Raw genomic sequence first — 15,945 nt, forward strand, 5'->3', positions numbered from 1 at the left:
CAGCACGGCTTCCCTGCATCGGACGCTCCCTCGACGACGACCGGTCGCGGCGGTCACTCCGTTCTCGCTGCTCTGACGGCCGGTCGCGTGAGGTCCGGATTGAAGACCTGCTCGGGGAGGTCCTGGAACCACGCGACGTCGACGATGTCCTCGTCGTCGACGCCGAGGTCGTCGCCGAGGGTGGTGTCCGTGGCGCGAGCCTCGTAGAGCACGACGTGGAAGCCCGTCCACTCGTCGCTGTCGTCGGCGTTCACGATGCGGCTCGCGCCGACTGCGCGCGGCCGCACCGGGTCCACGTCGACGCCGGTCTCCTCGCGGACCTCGCGAACGAGTCCACCGTCGAGGGACTCGCCGCGCTGGAGCGTCCCGCCGGGGAGCAGCCACCGCTCGTCGTCGCCCTGCCGGATGCAGAGGACGCGGTCGCGGTCGTCGAGCACCACGCCGACCGCCACCCACCCCGAGCGGAACGCCTCCAGTTCGCGGTCCTCGACGTACCGCTCGGGGTCGCGAACGTCCTCGCCGGCGTCCTCGACGAGGTCCGCGTATCGCTCGCGCGGATCGACGACGTCGGCGTACCCCTCGAAGCCATCCATATCCGGGGTTCAGGAGTCGTTGGTATTCAAACGGTCGAACTCGCGGGTCGGGGTCGAGGGCCAGTCAACCGCCGGTGAGGTACGACCAGACGCGGTCGACGGCGATGGCGTTCGTGAGCGTCGCCGCGGTCGCCGCCAGCGAATCCTCGTCGCCGACAGGGTCGGGGTCGCCGAGGTGTGAGGCGCGGTACTGCGTCTCCGCGTTCGCCGCCATGTACCACGTGAAGACCGTCGCTTCGCGGACGGTCTCGCCGACGACGACCGCGCCGTTCCCGGCGAGGACGACGCCGAGTCCGTCACCGAGCGTCGCCGCGAGCCGGTCCGCTTCCGCGTCGCCGGTGACGAGATGCCCGTGGGCGTCGTCGAAGTCGTCGAAGACCGGTATCGGGTCCTCGAACGGCGCGCCGAGACGACTCACCGGCCGGATGTCCGCGCCGGCGGTGACGAACGGGAGGACGGCCGGTGCGTGATGGTGGACGACGGCGCCGACGTCGTCGCGAGCGGCGTAGATGCGACGGTGGAGTGCGTGCTCGTCGTGCGGGCGGCCGTCGCCGCGGACGATGCGGCCCGCCACGTCCATCTCGAGGAGGTCGTCGCGCTCCGCGCGCCCGGGCGGGACCGCGGGCGGCAGCACGACCATGTCGCCGTCACGCGCCGAGACGTGCCCGAACGCGTCCAGGATGCCGGTATGGGAGAGGGCTCGACTCGCTCGCACGAGGTCCCGTCGTGTGGTCACGCGCGGCGGTTCGACCGCCGGTACGTTAACGCTTCCCCCGCGTGTCACTGCGACCGAACGCATCGAGGCGAACCGACCGACTGCGTCGTGGGCGGTGCCGGCCGCGAACCGGCGTACTGGGCAGTGACGGTCGCGAACGGGCGTCAGTTCTCGGTGGCGGAGACGGTCACGACCTCGCAGTCGAGGTGCTCGCGGAGGTACGCGTCGACGTCGGGGTCGTCGAACAGTCGTCGGAGCATCCGCCGCCAGCGGCCCGCTTGCTTCGTCCCGATGACGACGACGTCGGCTGCCTCGGCGGCGGCTTCGTCGAGGATCGTCTCCTCGACGAGGAATCCCTTCCGGACGACGTAGCGCGTGTGGACGTCGACGTCGACGGCGCGCTCGGCCGCGGCCTTCAGGTCCGAGCGCGTGACCCGCCCACCGTCCTGGTAGAGGTTCACGTGGAGGACGGTGAGGGCGGCGTCTCGCTCGTTGGCGATGTCGACCGCGGCCGCGAGCGTCCGCTTCGAGTGCGAGGAGAGCGGGTACCGGACTGGGACCAGAACGCGCGTCATCTAGCGGAACAGAGCGCGTCGACGGACCTAAACGTTAGGACTCGACGCCCGCGGCCAGCTCGGGCCGACACCTCGCGACGCGGCTCGCGGCCGCCGTTTCGGGGGGCGACGTGACAGCTGCACGCACCCAGACACGAGACTTATTACGAACTGTCAGGTAGCTCAGGACGACATGCCCTCCGACTCCACGCTCTCCCTCTCCGAGCTGTCGCGCCGCCGCGTGCTCGCCGGCGTCGGCGGTGTCGTCGCCCTCGGCACGCTCGGCTCGATAGCGGTCGGGGCGACCGCGCCGACCGCGCTCCCGGACGTCCTGACCGACGAGGCGACGAAGCACTATCCGACGCCACCGGAGGTCACCGAACACTGGCGGCCGACGGTCACCGAGGCGCACGCACGGAACGTCGTCGAGACGCTCGCGACGACCCACGAGCGCGCCGACGAACGCTGGACGCGGATCGACGAGGACCGGTTCGGGTCCGGCGGGAGCGGCTGGCTCGAGGACGCCCGCTCGGCACTCGAATCGGGGAACTACCACGAGGCGCTGTTCGACGCGACGTACGGCCTCCAGTTCGCCGCGAACGACCTCGGCCGCGCGAGAGCGAAGCAAGGGGACGCCGACCTCCAGGCGCTCGCCGAACGCGCCATCGACGTCCGCGACCGCGCGACCGCTGTCGTGGACGCCTTATCACCGTACCGCGTCGGCGACCCGGGGACCGACCTCGCGTGGTACCGCCGCATCGAGCAGGACGCGGTCCGCGGCGCCGGCCAGGCGACCTGGGGGAGCGTCGACGCGACCGCGAACGGCGTCGACGACGACGACGGCCCGCCCCGCGGGAAGTTCGACCCCCGGGACGTCGGCGACCTCACCGAGGGCGTCGTCCTCGGCGACGTCGCCGTCTCGAACGCCGAACGCTTCCACGACCACCTGACCGAGCGCCTCGGCGACGACGCCGCGCCCTACGAGAGCCACCTCGACGACGTCATCGAGGCCCTCCGCAGCGAACTCGCGGACGCCCCCGACCGCGAGACGGTCATCGAACGCCACGACGTCAGGAGCACCGACGACTACGGCCCCGACGAGTTCGCGCACTCGCGACTCGCCCGCTGGTGTTACGACGCACCATACGTCTCCCCCTGGACGACCGAGGTCGACACCGACGCTCGCGCCCTCATCGCCGTCGGCCTCGCCCAGGGCGTCGTCGACCACCGCGCGCACGGCTTCGCAATCGACCACCTCGTCGTCGACGAATCCACCACCGACTTCGACTCCGGGCACGTCCTCGCCGAGAAACGCCGCGCCCGCGACACCTACCAGGACGTCATCGGGGACGACCCCGACCCACTCCTCACACGGCAGGCCGCCCGCGCCATCGAAGACCTCCAGGTCGCCACCGTCGACCTCGACCACACCGACGGCGACTGGACCGCCTGGAAGGAACGCCTCGACGCCTACCTCTACGCGCTCGTCGGCCGCGCCAAACTCGAACACCACCCCGACGTCTACCAGCAGTTCGTCAACCGGCCCTGACCCAGCGAGAACCACGCCCCACACCACCATCCCACGCAACAACAGCAATCACGAAACAGCCCCCTGGCGGCGCCCGTATGCCCGTGCAGTCAGTCGGACCAGGCGACCCGCCCTTCCAACTGTGGGTCGAGTCCGTTCTCGCGGGCGTACGCGGCCAGCACTTTGTACTGGACGTCGCCGAGGTCGACGCGGTGGGATTCGTCGAGTGCGGGGAACTCGTGCTCGGTGTGGAAGAGGTAGTCGGTGGTTGCGAGCGTGTACGTCGCGTCGTCGTCGACGAGTTCGCCGTCGACGCGGAGTGCGATGATCTCGTCGCGGTCGCGGTCCCAGACGACGGTGGCACCCGAGAGGTGCGCGTGCCACCAGTCGGGTTCGCCGAACGCGAGGTTCGCGCCGTGGGCTTGCGTGATGGTATCTTTGAGTTCCGCGCCCGTGAGCTCGGCGACCGCGACGGGTTCCTGGAACGGGACGACGCTCATCACGTCCGCGATAGTGACGTCGCCCTCTAGCGGGTCGCCCTCGCGGACGCCCCCGGAGTTCTGGAGGGCGACGTCCGCGCCGGTCGCCCACCGGTACGCGTCCGCGACGAAGTTCCCGATGCGGGACTCCCCGCGGAACGCCGCCGCCTGCGTGCGCTCGATGGGGTTCTCGACGTGCGCGACGACCTCGTTCAGGTCCGCGCGCGCCATCGCCTCCCGCATCGCCTCGGCCACGCCCTCGTGGACGTCGGCGCTCGCGGCCTCGTGACGCGTCACGTCCACGGTCACCTCGCCGTCGTCGTCCACGTCCAGCGCGACCTCGTACGCGATACGGCCGTTCACGCCCGGGCGAAGGAGTACCGCGTCGTCCACGCGCTCGACCATCTCGCTGTGGACGTGCCCGCCGAGGACGACGTCGACGTCCGCCGCGACCGCGAGCTCGTCGTCCTCCGTCCCGAGGTGCGAGACCGCGACGACGCACTCCGCGCCCGCGTCACGGCACGCGGCCGCCGCGCGCTCCCCCGCGGCGATGGGGTCCGCGAACGCGACGTCGGTCGCGTTCGGATTGATCGAGTTCGTCGCCGGCGTCGTCACCCCGAAGAACCCCACCGAGATGCCGTCGACGTCGCGGACGACCCAGGGCTCGGTGTGCTCGCTCGCGAACCGCTCGGCGTCCCCGACGGCCACGGCTCGCTGGTCGTCCGCACCGCCGTCGGTCGCGGTCGCCGACGTCTCCTCCTCGACGTTCGCGGTGAGCCACGTCTGCGGGGAGTCCGCGACGAGTTCACGGGTCACGTCCGGCCCGTAGTCGAAGTCGTGGTTCCCGAACGTGTCGAAGTCCGCGTCGACCGCCTCGAAGAACGGGAGCGAGTGACGGCCCTCGGTGACGAGCGAGAGCACGCCCGGCGCGGTGTTGTCGCCGCTCCCGACGACGACGGCGTCGTCGTCGTCGAGGCCGGTGAGGAGGCCCGCGAGTCGACCGATGCGTTCGGGGTCGTCGAAGGCGTTCTCGACGTCGGAGTAGTGGAGGAGACGCGCAGTCATCTAGTCAGCGAACGCAGGCACTCGCCGCGTTTGAGAGTGTCGAAACACGGCAGTTTCGAATCACCACCTTGGCGGACCGCCGCGATGCCGGCAGCGAGCCCACAGCGACCGGGGATGGAGGACGCCTCTGTCGAGGGGTGTGTGCTCGCTGCGAAGAACGAGGTGCCACGCGGGAGGGCATCGACGCGGCGGAGCGGCCTGATCGAGGCTACTGGATCGCGTCGCTACGGACGAGTGTGTCGTCGGCGAGGCACCTCGCGAGGACGTGTGCGTCCGCCTCGAGCGTCTTGAGGTGGCCGCGGAGGAGGTCGCTCGTCGTCGCATCGCCGAGGTCGTCCGCGAGTTCGACGTGTGCGCGCCACTGGGCCGCGAGCGTCGCGTAGCCGTCGAGGTCGCGTTCGAGCGACGAACGGACGTCGTAGTGGTGCGCTGCCTCGATGTCCATCGGCGCGTACTCGCGGATCCCCATCGGGCCACACGCCGGCACGCCGCCGAGCGCGTGGATGCGGATGGCGACGTCGTCCGTCATCTCCGAGAGCCGGTCCGCGGCCGCGGCGAGGAAGTCGCCGACGGGTTCGCTCTCGCTGCCCTCGACGAGCCATCGATGCTTGCGTACCTGGTTGAAGAGGATGTAGAGTCCGGCTACCTCGGCGTTCAACGCGGTGACCAGGCGTTCGGCCGCGTCGCGGTCGAGCCGGAGTGCGTTCTCCCTCATCGTCCCCCACTCCTGTCGGACGTGGGATTCGTCGAGCCGTCGGAGGTGTGACGTCCCGGACATGGTCACTGCAGCACCCCGGGTCGAACGAGCGTGTCCGCTTCGAGGAGTTGCTGGATGGTGTCGGCGTCCGGTTCGAGCGCGTCGAGGTGGTCGCGAAGGAGGGTGCCAGACGTCTGGTCGCCCCGTCGCTCCACGAGTTCGACGTGGTCGCGCATCCCGGCGAGCAGCGTCGCGTACCCCTCGAGGTCGCCCGCGAGCGAAGCGCGAAGGTCGTAGCGGTCCTCGGCCTCGAGGTGGACCTCGGCGCGTTCCTGGATCGTCGGCGGCGTGTTCGGTGGGATGCCGCCGAGTTCGACGATGCGGACCGCGACCTCGTCGTTCATCTCGCGGACGCGCTGGGCAGCGTCCGCGAGGAAGTCGCCGACTGCCTCGTGGTGCGTGCCTTCGGCGGTCCAGTGGTGCTTGCGGAGCAGGTAGAACAGGTTGAACGACCCTGCGTGGTCGACGCTCAACGCGTCGACGACCGCTTCCGCGTCGCTGGGGTCCATCCGGACCGCGTTCTCGGCGATGGTACCCCACTCCTGCCGGCGGTCGCCGGTCTCGGGTTCGCGAACGAGTGGTCCGTGTTTCTCCGTCATGCGAGTCGCTCCATCAGTGCATCGCGCTCTCGAGGACGAGCGTGTCGTCGGCCAGGAATCCGCGGAGGTCGTCCGCGTCCGCTTCGAGTTCCGCGAGGTGGTCCCGGAGGACCTCGCTCGTCGCGTAGTCGCCCAGGTTCTCCGCGACGGTGACGTGCTCGCGAACGGCCTCGATGACGTCGCCGTACGTCTCGAGGTCGTTCTCGAGCGACGTTCTGGCGTCGTAGACGTCCTCGCCCTCGAAGTCGACTGTTGCGTGCGATTCGAGCGCCGCCGGGCCGCTGACGGGGACGCCGCCGAGCGCCGCTACGCGTTCGGCCATCTCGTCGGCGGCCGTCTCCGCGTCCTCGGCGGCGTCACCGAACCAGTCGTGGAGCTGGTCGTACTCCGCGCCGTCGACGTTCCAGTGGTGCTTCCGGAGCTGGTGGTAGAGGACGTACGCGTTCGCGAGGTCGGTGTTCAGGGCATCGACGCTCTGCTTGGCCTTCTCCTCGTCCAGTTTGAGCGCGTTCGCTTGAACCGTCCCGTACTGTTGGCGGATAGACTGCTGGGAACTCATGCCGAGTACTGTTTGTTCGATGAACACTTAACCGTAGTTTCGTTTCTCGTTCCGATGGTCCGTCTTGGGGAGACGTACGGCCGGGACGCGTACCACTTCAGGGTGGAACGTCTGCAGGTGGGTGCTCCTTTCGTCGGTACGAATGCTCCTGTCCTCGGCACGGAGTCGAACCCACTGCGCACCGATATGTGGTTCGCGTGGGAGCGGACAGCAACGGAACGCTTTAATATTAAGGTCGGCCTAAAGCGTGCATGGACGGGGATTCGGAGACCGACGAGAGTGTCGCTGGCGAGCGCTCTACAGCCCTTGAAGCGAACACCGGGCGCGGGGTCCCGACGCTCTCCCTCCACGAGACCCGACCCGGTCGGAAGCTACTGACCGAGGAGGACAACGTAGATGGGTGGATCTCGACCGACGTGACCGTCGACGTTCGGGAGTAGGACAGCGACGTCGAGCGCGAGTGCTTTTCGATTCGATGGCGCCGAGACCGACGAGGGTCGACGCCGCACCGTCGCCAAGAGGTATGCCGCCGGAAGCCCTAGCACCCGGTGATGCGACGACGCGCCGTCCTCTCCGCGTTCACCGCGTCCCTCGGCGCGGGCTGTAGCGCGTTCGAGAGCGACGAACGCCGTGGCCGTGGGACGTTCGGCGTCGACGACCCGCCGACCGGGACGGGGACCCAGCGCGCGCTCCGTCCCGTGCCGTACTCGCAGTTCGAGGGGACGACCGCGGCGCTCCCGGCCGCCGACCGCGTGGTCGCGTTCTCGCCCGCCGAGACCGGGTCCTCGAACTCGCTGGTCCTGCGCGTCGGGTTCGAACGGGACGCGACGGCGTCGCGGCCGGCGACGCTTCGCGCGACGCTCCGGAACCGCTCGGACACGACGATGACCGTCGACACGCGGGGCATCCCCGCGTTCGACCCCGAACCGGTCTACCACCCCGTCGAGACGGGAGCGGCCGACGACGATGGGTCCGCCGCGAGCGCTGGTGCGTTCGCGCTCGCGCCGACGCCGGACCACCCGTTCTCGTCGTCGACGCCCGCCGTCGCCCAGTCCGACGACGGTTCGTGGACGGTCCCGGGCGTCGACGCGTGGCTGCCCGCGGAGGTGGAGATCGGCCCGTGGGGGAACGCGACCGGCCGGTACGCGCTCGTCGGCGTCGACCCGGGTCGCGACGACGCGACGCCGACCGACGACAGTGACTCGGCAGCGACGCAGGCCACGGGCGATGCCGGCGTCACGTCCGTCGCGGCGGGGCGGTACCGGCTGGGTGAGGGGGGACTCGCGACGACCGCACACGTCTGGGACCTGACCGAACCCGGGCCGACGACCCCAGCGGACGGCGTCGGGTCGGGACTCCCGCCGCTGTCGTCGGTCGACACGTGGTATCACGACGTGACGCCTCGCGTTCGGGCGTGGGTGGCGCCAGCGACGCGTCGGGTCGCGGCACCGAGTGCGCTCTCGTTCGAACTCGTCAACCACACCGAACGGAACCTCGTCGGTCGCACCGACCAGTGGGGACTGTACCGACTCGCCGACGGTGCGTGGAGACCGCTCACGTGGCGTGGGCGGAACGACATCAGCGAGCCCATCCTCCCCGGCGAGCGCGTCTCGTGGACGCTCCGGCTCGCACACGACGGCACGCCGCCGTCGGGCGATGGTTTCGCGGTTCCGTTCCTCGGCGGCGGGACGTACGCGTTCGCGAGCGCGTACGCCGAGGGGTTCGCGGCCGCGTTCGAACTCGACGCCCCCGAACTGTCGCTCCGGCCGACCGACGGCGTGGTCGTCGACCGCGAGGGCGACGCGCTCGTGGTGAGCGACCCCGGGCTCGACGACGAGTCGACAGTCCTCGTCTTCGAGCGCCGCGCCGTCGACGCGACGCCGTCCCGGTCGCTCGTCACGGAGCAACTGTACCGCGACCGCGCCCTCCGGAACACGCTCGCGTACGCCGACCGCGCGGACGTCGTACGGTACCGGACCGCGACGCCACCGGAGCGCGGGCCGTTCCAGTGGGGCGACGGGCCGTTCCAGTTCGCGTACGACGGCGAGGCGTCCGCGGTCGAACGCGTCGACGACGCGACGCGCGCCCGACGACGACCCCGGGAGTGACCGACCGTCGGTGCGATGCCCGCGGTGCCCGACCGTCGGTGCGATGCCCGCGGTGGCCGGGACGAACAGCACTAAGTCGCGGCGTCGACTTCGTCGATGCATGGAGTTGGACCCCCACGAGACCGACGACGGCGAGACGGTGTACGTCTCGACCACGGAGGGTGACCGCGGCTCGAAGGCGCCGTTCATGGTGGTGTACCGGACGAGTGACGCCGAACGCAAGTACGGCTGGTTCTGCGCGAACTGCTCGACGTTCGACAACGCGATGGACTCGATGGGGCGCATCCAGTGCAACGAGTGCGGGAACTTCCGGAAACCGACCGAGTGGGACGCCGCCCACGAGTGACCGCCGCCCCGTAACCCTCATCGAAGCTATCACGCTCGTGACGGACGGTACCGGCTCCGTAGCGCCGTCTTCGTCTTCGAACCCGAAGACGTGTTTATACAACAACTTTATGTCCTCGGTGTGTGATAACACGTATCGAATGGTCTCTGGTACCACGACCGAGAACCTGCACGAGCGCGCCAAGACGATCTTCCGCGGCCTGGGCTACGACGTGACCGACGCACCCGGCGAGTTCCGCGCCGAACGAGACTGGAAGACCGTCTTCGTGAATCCGACGCGCGACGTGCCCGAGACCCCGACCGGCGGCGACCTCCGCTGCTTCGTGACGCCCGAGGATACCGCCGATTCGCTACGGGAGAAACTCCTCGCGGACAAACCCGACTACGACTGGGCGATACTCTCCGTGACCGACGCCCCCGCAGCGGGCACCGACGGCGGCTACGACGTCATCCATCCGCCACAGGACCCGCTCCGGTAGCACGCCGACGCTGTCGGCGTGCCCGACACCACCGATTCTTGGGTCGCGAGCGACGGCCCAGCGACGAGCGATAGCGGCCGCGGTTCGGACCGTTTATTATCCCGGCCCAACCGGTGTTGGCGTATGAAGCGTGTCGACGTTGCCGTCGTCGGTGGCGGGCCCGCGGGGACGAGCGCGGTCTGGGAAGCCGCGCGCAACGGCGCCGACGCCCTCCTCCTCGAGAAGGGCGTGCCGCGCGCCGACCGCGACGGCCTCGGTCCGGACTCGACGGACGCCGCGGGGATGCTCGATTACTGGATAGACATCATGGACATCGACCCCGGCGAACTCCCCGACGACGTCGTCCTCCAGGAACTCGATTGCGTGGAGTTCATCGGGCCGACCGAGACCGCGACGATGTACGCGACCGGTATCGAGTCCGGGTACGACCGGTTCGGGTACACGTTCCAGCGCGCTCGCATGGACGACTTCCTCCGCGAGCAAGCCGAGGCCGCGGGCGCGACGTACGACGTCGGCGTCTCCGTCCGCGGTGTGGACACCGACCTCGACGCGGAGTACCGCCACACCGTCCATCTCGCTGACGGCGAGGACGTCGAAGCGAAGTACGTGGTGCTCGCGGACGGCCCGCAACGCCAGGTGTCGATGGGCGTGCTCGATTCGTTCCTCCCGGAGCATCGCGCGGCGAGCGACGTCATGTCGCCCCCGAAGGCGAACCACATCGCGTACCAGGAGCACCGCGAGTTCCCCGAGGGCGCGTTCGAGGACGACCGACTGAAGTTCTGGTGGGGGTGGATGCCGGGCGAGACCGCGTACCCGTGGGTGTTCCCGAACGACGGGAACGTCGCGCGCGTCGGCCTCACGATGCCGATCGGGATGACGCTCGACGACGTCGAGCACCCCGAAGCGTACCGGTTGCTCGACCCCGAGGACGAGAGTCTCCCGAAGGCCAGCGAGTACATCGAGCGCCTCCTGGAGCGCGTGTACGGCGACGAGTACGACGTCGAGGAGGACTTCCCGCGCGTCGAGGACCGCGGGAAGTCGAGCGGGACGGAGACGTACCCGATCTCGTCGACGCGCCCCATCGACTCCCCGGTCGGCGCCGGTATCGCGGTCGCCGGTGGCGCGATGGGCACGACGAGCGCGTTCCACGAGGGCGGCTATCACGTCGCGGTGCGCTCCGGGAAGATCGCGGGCGAACTCGCCGCGACGGACTCGCTTTCGCGGTACAACGACGAGTGGCGGCGCGCCATCGGCACGGAGCTCATCCGGAACGTCGCGTTCGCGGACCTCGTCGCCGAGTACGACCCCGACGACTGGGACCGCACGTTCAGTCTCGCGAGCCGGATGCTCGGCGACGGCGGCGATGGGAAACTCCTCTCGCGACGCCTCAGCGCCGGGCCGGGCGCGCTGAAGCTCCTCGCGCAGTACAAGTGGCAGAAGCGGTCGCTGAAGAAGGACGGCTACGTCCAGATCACCGAGGACGAGTACCGGGTCTGAGGAGTCGAGAATCGCCAGGTCTCGACACCCCCGGTCGCGTGCCGCGAATCGACTCTTATCGACACCCTCGGTCGCGTGCCGCGAATCGGCCCTTGACGACACCCCCGGTCGCGTGCCGCGTATCGGCCCTTGACGACACCCCCGGTCGCGTGCCGCGTATCGGCCCTTGACGACACCCCCGGTCGCGTGCCGCGAATCGGCCCTTGACGACACCCCCGGTCGCGTGCCGCGGTGCGACGGCTTTTACTGCGGGCGACCGAACTGACGGGATATGACTGCTGGAGACGGAACGCTGGACCCCTTCGACGCGTTCCGCGAGGACGTGGACGTGCGAGCGACCGGACGCGGGAGTGGACTGCGGACTGGCGGGGCCGCCGACGGCGAGCGGTCGGTGGCGGTCGTCGGCGGTGCGATGGCGGGGCTCGCGGCGGCGCACGCGTTCTCGCGCCTGGACTGGGACGTCGAGCTCTACGAGCGCCAGTCGTTCGACGAGAAGCGCGTGAACTGCGGGGAGGCGATGACGGACGTGACCCGTATCCCCCTGGAGAAGACGCCGGAGAACGGGTTCGCGAACGACACGCCGATCTTCGAGGTGCAGGTGTTCACGGGCGACGTCGACGACCGCGAGCTCGCGGGGACGGGGCGGTTCCCGGCGTCGCGAGCGTACGTCACGGACCGTGCGCTCGTCGAACGTGCGTGGGCGGCCCGACTCCGCGAGGATGGCGTGGACGTCCGAGAGAACACGGGCGTGTCGAAGGCCGACTTCGATGCCCTCTGCGAGCGACACGACCTCGTGGTGGACGCGACCGGCCAGCCGTCGCTCGCGAGCAAGATAGAGGGGACGACCGCGGAGTACGCGGGTGCGATGACGGCGCTGAACGCGGACGTCGAGGGCGACTTCTCGGACCTGTATCCGGACTCGCGCATCGTGTTCGAGAACTACCTCGGGTACTCGTGGGTGTTCCCGAAGTCGGAGTCGCGCGCGAACGTCGGCATCGGGTGGGCGCAGGACCGCCAGCCGGAGAGCTACATGGCGGCGTTCGAGGCGGCCTGCGAGCGCAACGACTGGCCGGTGCCGACGCGCGAGCAGGCGAACGTCTACACGATACCGCGCGGGCCGTCGCTCGACCCCGAGCGGACGTGGCTCCCCGACCGCGGCGTCGTCCGGGTCGGGGACGCCGCCGGTATCGCGAATCGCTTCACTGGCAAGGGTATCTCGCAGGCCATCGAGTCGTCGTACCTCGCCGCCGTGCACGCCGACGCCGACGTGCTCGAGGCGTACCCGGACGCGTTGTACGCGCGACTCCGCGACGAGTACCGCCTCGCGTACGTCGTCCGGGGCGCGCTCGAGGACGGCCGCCCGGACATCCTCTCGGGCGTCATGGAGGCTGTCTCGGGAATCGACGTGGAGGACGTCGACCGGAACCCGCGGAAGGCGTTCGCGCGGCTCGCACGCCACCCGGTACTGGTCGCGAACATGCTCGGGAGCAAGCCGATGCTGCAGCGCGCGTGGCGTGCGTGGACGAACGACTGGGAGTTCCGGCACCTCGAGGACGCGTCGGCGCGCTGAGTGGCGGCGACGCTGACCTCGGTGCGGGCGCGGTCGCGGGCCGCGCCACCAACCAACCTTTGTTACTGACTAGCACGAAGGGGTGCGTATGGAGTCTTCGACCGCCACCGACGACGCGTTCGAGGGTGAGCGCGGCGACGCGCTCGCGGACGTCGCGTTCCTGGCGCGCTCCGCGAACCGCGTCCGCATCCTCGTGGCGCTCGCCGAAGCTCCGGCGTCGCGGCGCGCGCTCGCCGACGACACGGGCGTCTCCCGGACGACCCTCGACCGCATCGTGAACGAGTTCGAGGACCGGCACTGGGTGGAGCGACGCGACGACGGCACGTACGCGACGACCGCAACGGGAGCCGCGCTCGTGGACGCGTTCGAGCCCGCGCTGGACGCGGCCGTCGCCCTCCGTCGCCTCGGCGACGCCGTCGACTGGCTCCCGCGCGACGAACACCCCATCGACCTCGCGCACTTCCGGGACGCCCACGTCCGGCAGCCCGAGGGCGGCGATCCCGTCGAGACCGGGCGGTACTTCGCGGGGCTCGCCCGTGCGGCCGACGAGATGTGGGTGATGAGCGAGTGGGCGCCGCCGGAGGCGCTCGCACGACCGATGCACGACGAGATCGTCGGTGGCGACCTCGACGCGACGTTCGTCGTCACCCGGGACGTCGCCGCGCAGGTCTTCGCAGCCCCGGAACGAGTACAGCGCTGGCGGGAGATGCTGTCGACGAACGCCGAAACGTGGGTCGTCGACGGCCCCATCCCGTGCAACCTCTACGTGTTCGACGAGACCGTCCTCGTGAAGGCAAGCGGGCCCGACGCCGTCAGCGAGTCCTACGGCGTCCCCATCGAGAGCACGAACCCACGGGTCCGCGAGTGGGCGCTGGATCTCTTCGAACGCTATCGGGCGGCCGCGACCCCTATCGAGGCCGATACGCTCGCGGAGTGAGGACGGGTCTCACGGCGTGGGCACGACCTCGTGGTTCGAGCGAATCCTCGCCGCGTAATGGGACGTGCCGACAGCCCGTCCGTTCGAGTATGACGCTGGACGAACTCGAGCGGTACGACCCGGACGTCGTCGACGAGTGCGGTGACCGAGCGGTCGTCGTCGGCGGGAGCGTCGCCGGGCTGCTGGCGGCGCGCGTGCTCGCCGACGCCTTCGACGAGGTCGTCGTCCTCGAACGCGACGTCCTCCCCGAGGACGCCAGCCAGCGCGACGGCGTCCCGCAAGCCACCCAGATACACGCGCTCCTCGAGGCCGGGCGCGCGACCGTCGAAGACCTCTGTCCGGGCTACTGCGAGTCGCTGCTCGCCGCGGGCGGCGTACTCTTGGACGGCGCGAGCCAGTTCCGGTTCTACGGCCACGACGAGTACCTCGCGGACGGGCCGCGTCGGATGCCGTTCTACGCCGCGACGCGCCCGCTGTTCGAGCGCGTGCTCCGCGAGCACGTCACCAGGCTGCCGGCGGTGACAGTTCGAGGCGGTACGCGCGTCACTGACTACCTCCTCGACGACACGGGGACGACTCTCGCTGGCGTGGAACGCCGCGAGGGCACCGCCGAAGCCGACCGCCTCCCCGCGGACGTCGTGGTCGACGCGACCGGGCGCGCGAGCCGTACTCCGCGATGGCTCGCGACGAACGGATTCGCCGAACCGCCGGTCGTCGACGTCCCGATCGACGTTGGGTACGCGACCGTGGCCGTGGAGCGCCCACCCGAGGAGCGCGCGACGACGCTGGCGATGGCGTCCGCGCCACGAACGCGCGGCGAAGCGGTATTCCCGGTCGAGGACGGCACGTGGCTGGTGAACGTCCACGGCGTCGCCGGCGACCACCCACCGACCGACCTCGAGGGCGTCCGCGAGTTCGCGGCGTCGCTCCCGACGAACGCCGCCGCGACCGCGCTCGACGAGCGCTCGCCGGTCGGCGACGTCCACGCGTACAGGTTCCCGTCCAGTCGCCGCCGGCGCTACGAGGCCCTCGACGCGGACGCGTTACCGGACGGTCTCCTGGTCGTCGGGGACGCCATCGCGAGCTTCAACCCCATCTACGGGCAGGGGATGTCAGTGAGCGCGCTCGAGGCGCTCGCGCTCCATCACGCGCTCGCCAGCGGCGGGTCGCGAGCGCTCTCGGCGCGGTTCTTCGAGCGCGCGTCGCCCGTCGTCGACCACGCGTGGGAGATGGCGATCGGTGCCGACGCGTCCTTCGCGCCCGGCGACACCACCGTGCCGCCCCACGTCAGGGCGTTCACCGCGTACTTCGACCACGTGATGCGAGCGGCCCAGGAGGACGGCCACCTCCGCGAGGCACTCATGCGCGTCATCGCGATGCAGGACCCGCCGACTGCGCTGGTGCATCCTGGGGTGGTCCGTCGGGTGCTCGCGGTCGCGGTCGGGAACGCACGCGCTCGACGCTCCACGACCGGCTCGGACCTGCGTCGACTGGCCGCCGCACTCGGCTCGCGGTTCGGATGACCGGGGCGTCGAAACCGCGACCGAGGCGTCGAGGCACTCGTGGTCGGGGGCGTCGCAGTCGCGCGGTGGGAACGCACGCTCATCCCGGGACGCCGGATCACGCAGCGTCCAAGCGAGTGCGAGCAAAGAAAGGAACTGGAAGGGGGTCAGTCGTCGCCCGGTGCTGCCTGCTGTTGTTCGACGTACTCGACGATTTGTTCGGTCTCGCGTTCGAACGCGTCGAGGTCGATCTCGCTGCCGTGGAGGACCGTCGAGAAGTACTTGACGCCGCTGGCGGTGCCGACGGCTTCGGTCAGTTCCGCCTCGGACGCGCCCTCGATCTTCGCTTCGGCCTTGTGGAAGTGGATGCAGTACGGACACTGGATGGCCGCTGCCGCGCCCAGCCCGACGAGCGCCTTCTCGCGGCCCGAGAGCTCGGTCTCTGCCAGTTGGAAGTCCCGCATCATGCCCCAGCCGTGGTCGGCCGCGGCCTCGGGGAGTCCCTCGATGAAGCTCGGGACTTGCCCGAGGTACTCCTCGACTTCGCCTCGTGTTTGCGCTGATGCCATGTGTCTCTCGTCCCGGGAGCCGTGCCGTCGCGTCCGCGGACGGGACACGCCCAGCACGACGCCCATGCTATTCTCTCGCATAGAATCGC

General features: G+C 70.1%; 17 protein-coding genes. 9 read left to right on the forward strand and 8 right to left on the reverse strand.

Annotated features, from left to right (window positions below; genetic code table 11):
* Positions 1–53: 53 nt before the first annotated feature.
* The 3 genes from LI336_RS03105 to LI336_RS03115 form a co-directional block, all read right to left on the reverse strand.
* Positions 54–593 (reverse strand): NUDIX hydrolase, encoded by a 540-nt coding sequence (locus LI336_RS03105; RefSeq protein ID WP_227131159.1) that lies wholly within the window; start codon positions 591–593, stop codon positions 54–56.
* A gap of 64 nt (positions 594–657) precedes the next feature.
* Positions 658–1,329, reverse strand: coding sequence for a class II aldolase/adducin family protein (locus LI336_RS03110; RefSeq protein WP_227131160.1), 672 nt, complete (start codon positions 1,327–1,329; stop codon positions 658–660).
* A gap of 143 nt (positions 1,330–1,472) precedes the next feature.
* Positions 1,473–1,883 (reverse strand): universal stress protein, encoded by a 411-nt coding sequence (locus LI336_RS03115; protein ID WP_227131161.1) that lies wholly within the window; start codon positions 1,881–1,883, stop codon positions 1,473–1,475.
* Positions 1,884–2,055: 172 nt separating this feature from the next.
* On the opposite strand from LI336_RS03115, the gene LI336_RS03120 reads away from it, so the two are divergent.
* A complete protein-coding gene (locus LI336_RS03120; protein ID WP_227131162.1) occupies positions 2,056–3,411 on the forward strand; it encodes a hypothetical protein in 1,356 nt (451 codons plus the stop codon).
* An 89-nt stretch (positions 3,412–3,500) separates the two neighbouring features.
* Here the strand turns inward: LI336_RS03120 and LI336_RS03125 are convergent, their stop codons facing one another.
* The 4 genes from LI336_RS03125 to dpsA (LI336_RS03140) form a co-directional block, all read right to left on the reverse strand.
* A complete protein-coding gene (locus LI336_RS03125; RefSeq protein WP_227131163.1) occupies positions 3,501–4,934 on the reverse strand; it encodes a bifunctional metallophosphatase/5'-nucleotidase in 1,434 nt (477 codons plus the stop codon).
* Between the two features lie 208 nt (positions 4,935–5,142).
* Entirely contained in the window at positions 5,143–5,712 is a 570-nt protein-coding gene (gene dpsA, locus LI336_RS03130) for a DNA starvation/stationary phase protection protein DpsA (protein WP_227131164.1), read from the reverse strand.
* 2 nt (positions 5,713–5,714) lie between these two features.
* Positions 5,715–6,290, reverse strand: a complete 576-nt coding sequence (locus LI336_RS03135; RefSeq protein WP_227131165.1) for a ferritin-like domain-containing protein — start codon at positions 6,288–6,290, stop codon at positions 5,715–5,717.
* A gap of 13 nt (positions 6,291–6,303) precedes the next feature.
* Complete coding sequence (gene dpsA / locus LI336_RS03140; protein ID WP_227131166.1) at positions 6,304–6,849, reverse strand: DNA starvation/stationary phase protection protein DpsA; 546 nt, start codon at positions 6,847–6,849, stop codon at positions 6,304–6,306.
* A gap of 251 nt (positions 6,850–7,100) precedes the next feature.
* Between dpsA (LI336_RS03140) and LI336_RS03145 the strand changes: the two genes are divergently transcribed.
* The 8 genes from LI336_RS03145 (at position 7,101) to LI336_RS03180 (ending at position 15,308) form a co-directional block, all read left to right on the forward strand.
* The gene (locus tag LI336_RS03145) at positions 7,101–7,289 is read left to right on the forward strand and encodes a hypothetical protein (RefSeq protein ID WP_227131167.1); all 189 of its coding nucleotides are present in this window, start codon (positions 7,101–7,103) and stop codon (positions 7,287–7,289) included.
* 111 nt (positions 7,290–7,400) lie between these two features.
* Complete coding sequence (locus LI336_RS03150; RefSeq protein ID WP_227131168.1) at positions 7,401–8,957, forward strand: hypothetical protein; 1,557 nt, start codon at positions 7,401–7,403, stop codon at positions 8,955–8,957.
* A gap of 100 nt (positions 8,958–9,057) precedes the next feature.
* Positions 9,058–9,303, forward strand: a complete 246-nt coding sequence (locus LI336_RS03155; protein ID WP_227131169.1) for a DUF5816 domain-containing protein — start codon at positions 9,058–9,060, stop codon at positions 9,301–9,303.
* A 139-nt stretch (positions 9,304–9,442) separates the two neighbouring features.
* Positions 9,443–9,781, forward strand: coding sequence for a DUF7116 family protein (locus LI336_RS03160; protein WP_227131170.1), 339 nt, complete (start codon positions 9,443–9,445; stop codon positions 9,779–9,781).
* 123 nt (positions 9,782–9,904) lie between these two features.
* Complete coding sequence (locus tag LI336_RS03165) at positions 9,905–11,278, forward strand: NAD(P)/FAD-dependent oxidoreductase (protein WP_227131171.1); 1,374 nt, start codon at positions 9,905–9,907, stop codon at positions 11,276–11,278.
* A gap of 271 nt (positions 11,279–11,549) precedes the next feature.
* On the forward strand, positions 11,550–12,848 hold the full coding sequence (locus LI336_RS03170; protein WP_227131172.1) for an NAD(P)/FAD-dependent oxidoreductase: 1,299 nt from the start codon (positions 11,550–11,552) through the stop codon (positions 12,846–12,848).
* 88 nt (positions 12,849–12,936) lie between these two features.
* Positions 12,937–13,785, forward strand: a complete 849-nt coding sequence (locus tag LI336_RS03175) for a helix-turn-helix transcriptional regulator (protein WP_227131173.1) — start codon at positions 12,937–12,939, stop codon at positions 13,783–13,785.
* 89 nt (positions 13,786–13,874) lie between these two features.
* Complete coding sequence (locus LI336_RS03180; protein WP_227131174.1) at positions 13,875–15,308, forward strand: NAD(P)/FAD-dependent oxidoreductase; 1,434 nt, start codon at positions 13,875–13,877, stop codon at positions 15,306–15,308.
* 146 nt (positions 15,309–15,454) lie between these two features.
* Here the strand turns inward: LI336_RS03180 and LI336_RS03185 are convergent, their stop codons facing one another.
* A complete protein-coding gene (locus LI336_RS03185) occupies positions 15,455–15,856 on the reverse strand; it encodes a carboxymuconolactone decarboxylase family protein (RefSeq protein ID WP_227131175.1) in 402 nt (133 codons plus the stop codon).
* Between the last annotated feature and the right edge of the window lie 89 nt (positions 15,857–15,945).

Source organism: Halorubellus salinus (genome assembly GCF_020567525.1).
GTDB classification, from domain to species: Archaea; Halobacteriota; Halobacteria; order Halobacteriales; family Natrialbaceae; genus Halorubellus; species Halorubellus salinus.

What these genes read in the sequence shown, in the direction of transcription:
- LI336_RS03105 (WP_227131159.1), bottom strand. Translation starts at nt 593, where the DNA reads ATGGATGGCTTCGAGGGGTACGCCGACGTCGTCGATCCGCGCGAGCGA.
- LI336_RS03115 (WP_227131161.1), bottom strand. Translation starts at nt 1,883, where the DNA reads ATGACGCGCGTTCTGGTCCCAGTCCGGTACCCGCTCTCCTCGCACTCG.
- LI336_RS03120 (WP_227131162.1), top strand. Translation starts at nt 2,056, where the DNA reads ATGCCCTCCGACTCCACGCTCTCCCTCTCCGAGCTGTCGCGCCGCCGC.
- LI336_RS03125 (WP_227131163.1), bottom strand. Translation starts at nt 4,934, where the DNA reads ATGACTGCGCGTCTCCTCCACTACTCCGACGTCGAGAACGCCTTCGAC.
- dpsA (WP_227131164.1), bottom strand. Translation starts at nt 5,712, where the DNA reads ATGTCCGGGACGTCACACCTCCGACGGCTCGACGAATCCCACGTCCGA.
- LI336_RS03135 (WP_227131165.1), bottom strand. Translation starts at nt 6,290, where the DNA reads ATGACGGAGAAACACGGACCACTCGTTCGCGAACCCGAGACCGGCGAC.
- dpsA (WP_227131166.1), bottom strand. Translation starts at nt 6,849, where the DNA reads ATGAGTTCCCAGCAGTCTATCCGCCAACAGTACGGGACGGTTCAAGCG.
- LI336_RS03145 (WP_227131167.1), top strand. Translation starts at nt 7,101, where the DNA reads ATGGACGGGGATTCGGAGACCGACGAGAGTGTCGCTGGCGAGCGCTCT.
- LI336_RS03150 (WP_227131168.1), top strand. Translation starts at nt 7,401, where the DNA reads ATGCGACGACGCGCCGTCCTCTCCGCGTTCACCGCGTCCCTCGGCGCG.
- LI336_RS03155 (WP_227131169.1), top strand. Translation starts at nt 9,058, where the DNA reads ATGGAGTTGGACCCCCACGAGACCGACGACGGCGAGACGGTGTACGTC.
- LI336_RS03160 (WP_227131170.1), top strand. Translation starts at nt 9,443, where the DNA reads ATGGTCTCTGGTACCACGACCGAGAACCTGCACGAGCGCGCCAAGACG.
- LI336_RS03165 (WP_227131171.1), top strand. Translation starts at nt 9,905, where the DNA reads ATGAAGCGTGTCGACGTTGCCGTCGTCGGTGGCGGGCCCGCGGGGACG.
- LI336_RS03170 (WP_227131172.1), top strand. Translation starts at nt 11,550, where the DNA reads ATGACTGCTGGAGACGGAACGCTGGACCCCTTCGACGCGTTCCGCGAG.
- LI336_RS03175 (WP_227131173.1), top strand. Translation starts at nt 12,937, where the DNA reads ATGGAGTCTTCGACCGCCACCGACGACGCGTTCGAGGGTGAGCGCGGC.
- LI336_RS03180 (WP_227131174.1), top strand. Translation starts at nt 13,875, where the DNA reads ATGACGCTGGACGAACTCGAGCGGTACGACCCGGACGTCGTCGACGAG.
- LI336_RS03185 (WP_227131175.1), bottom strand. Translation starts at nt 15,856, where the DNA reads ATGGCATCAGCGCAAACACGAGGCGAAGTCGAGGAGTACCTCGGGCAA.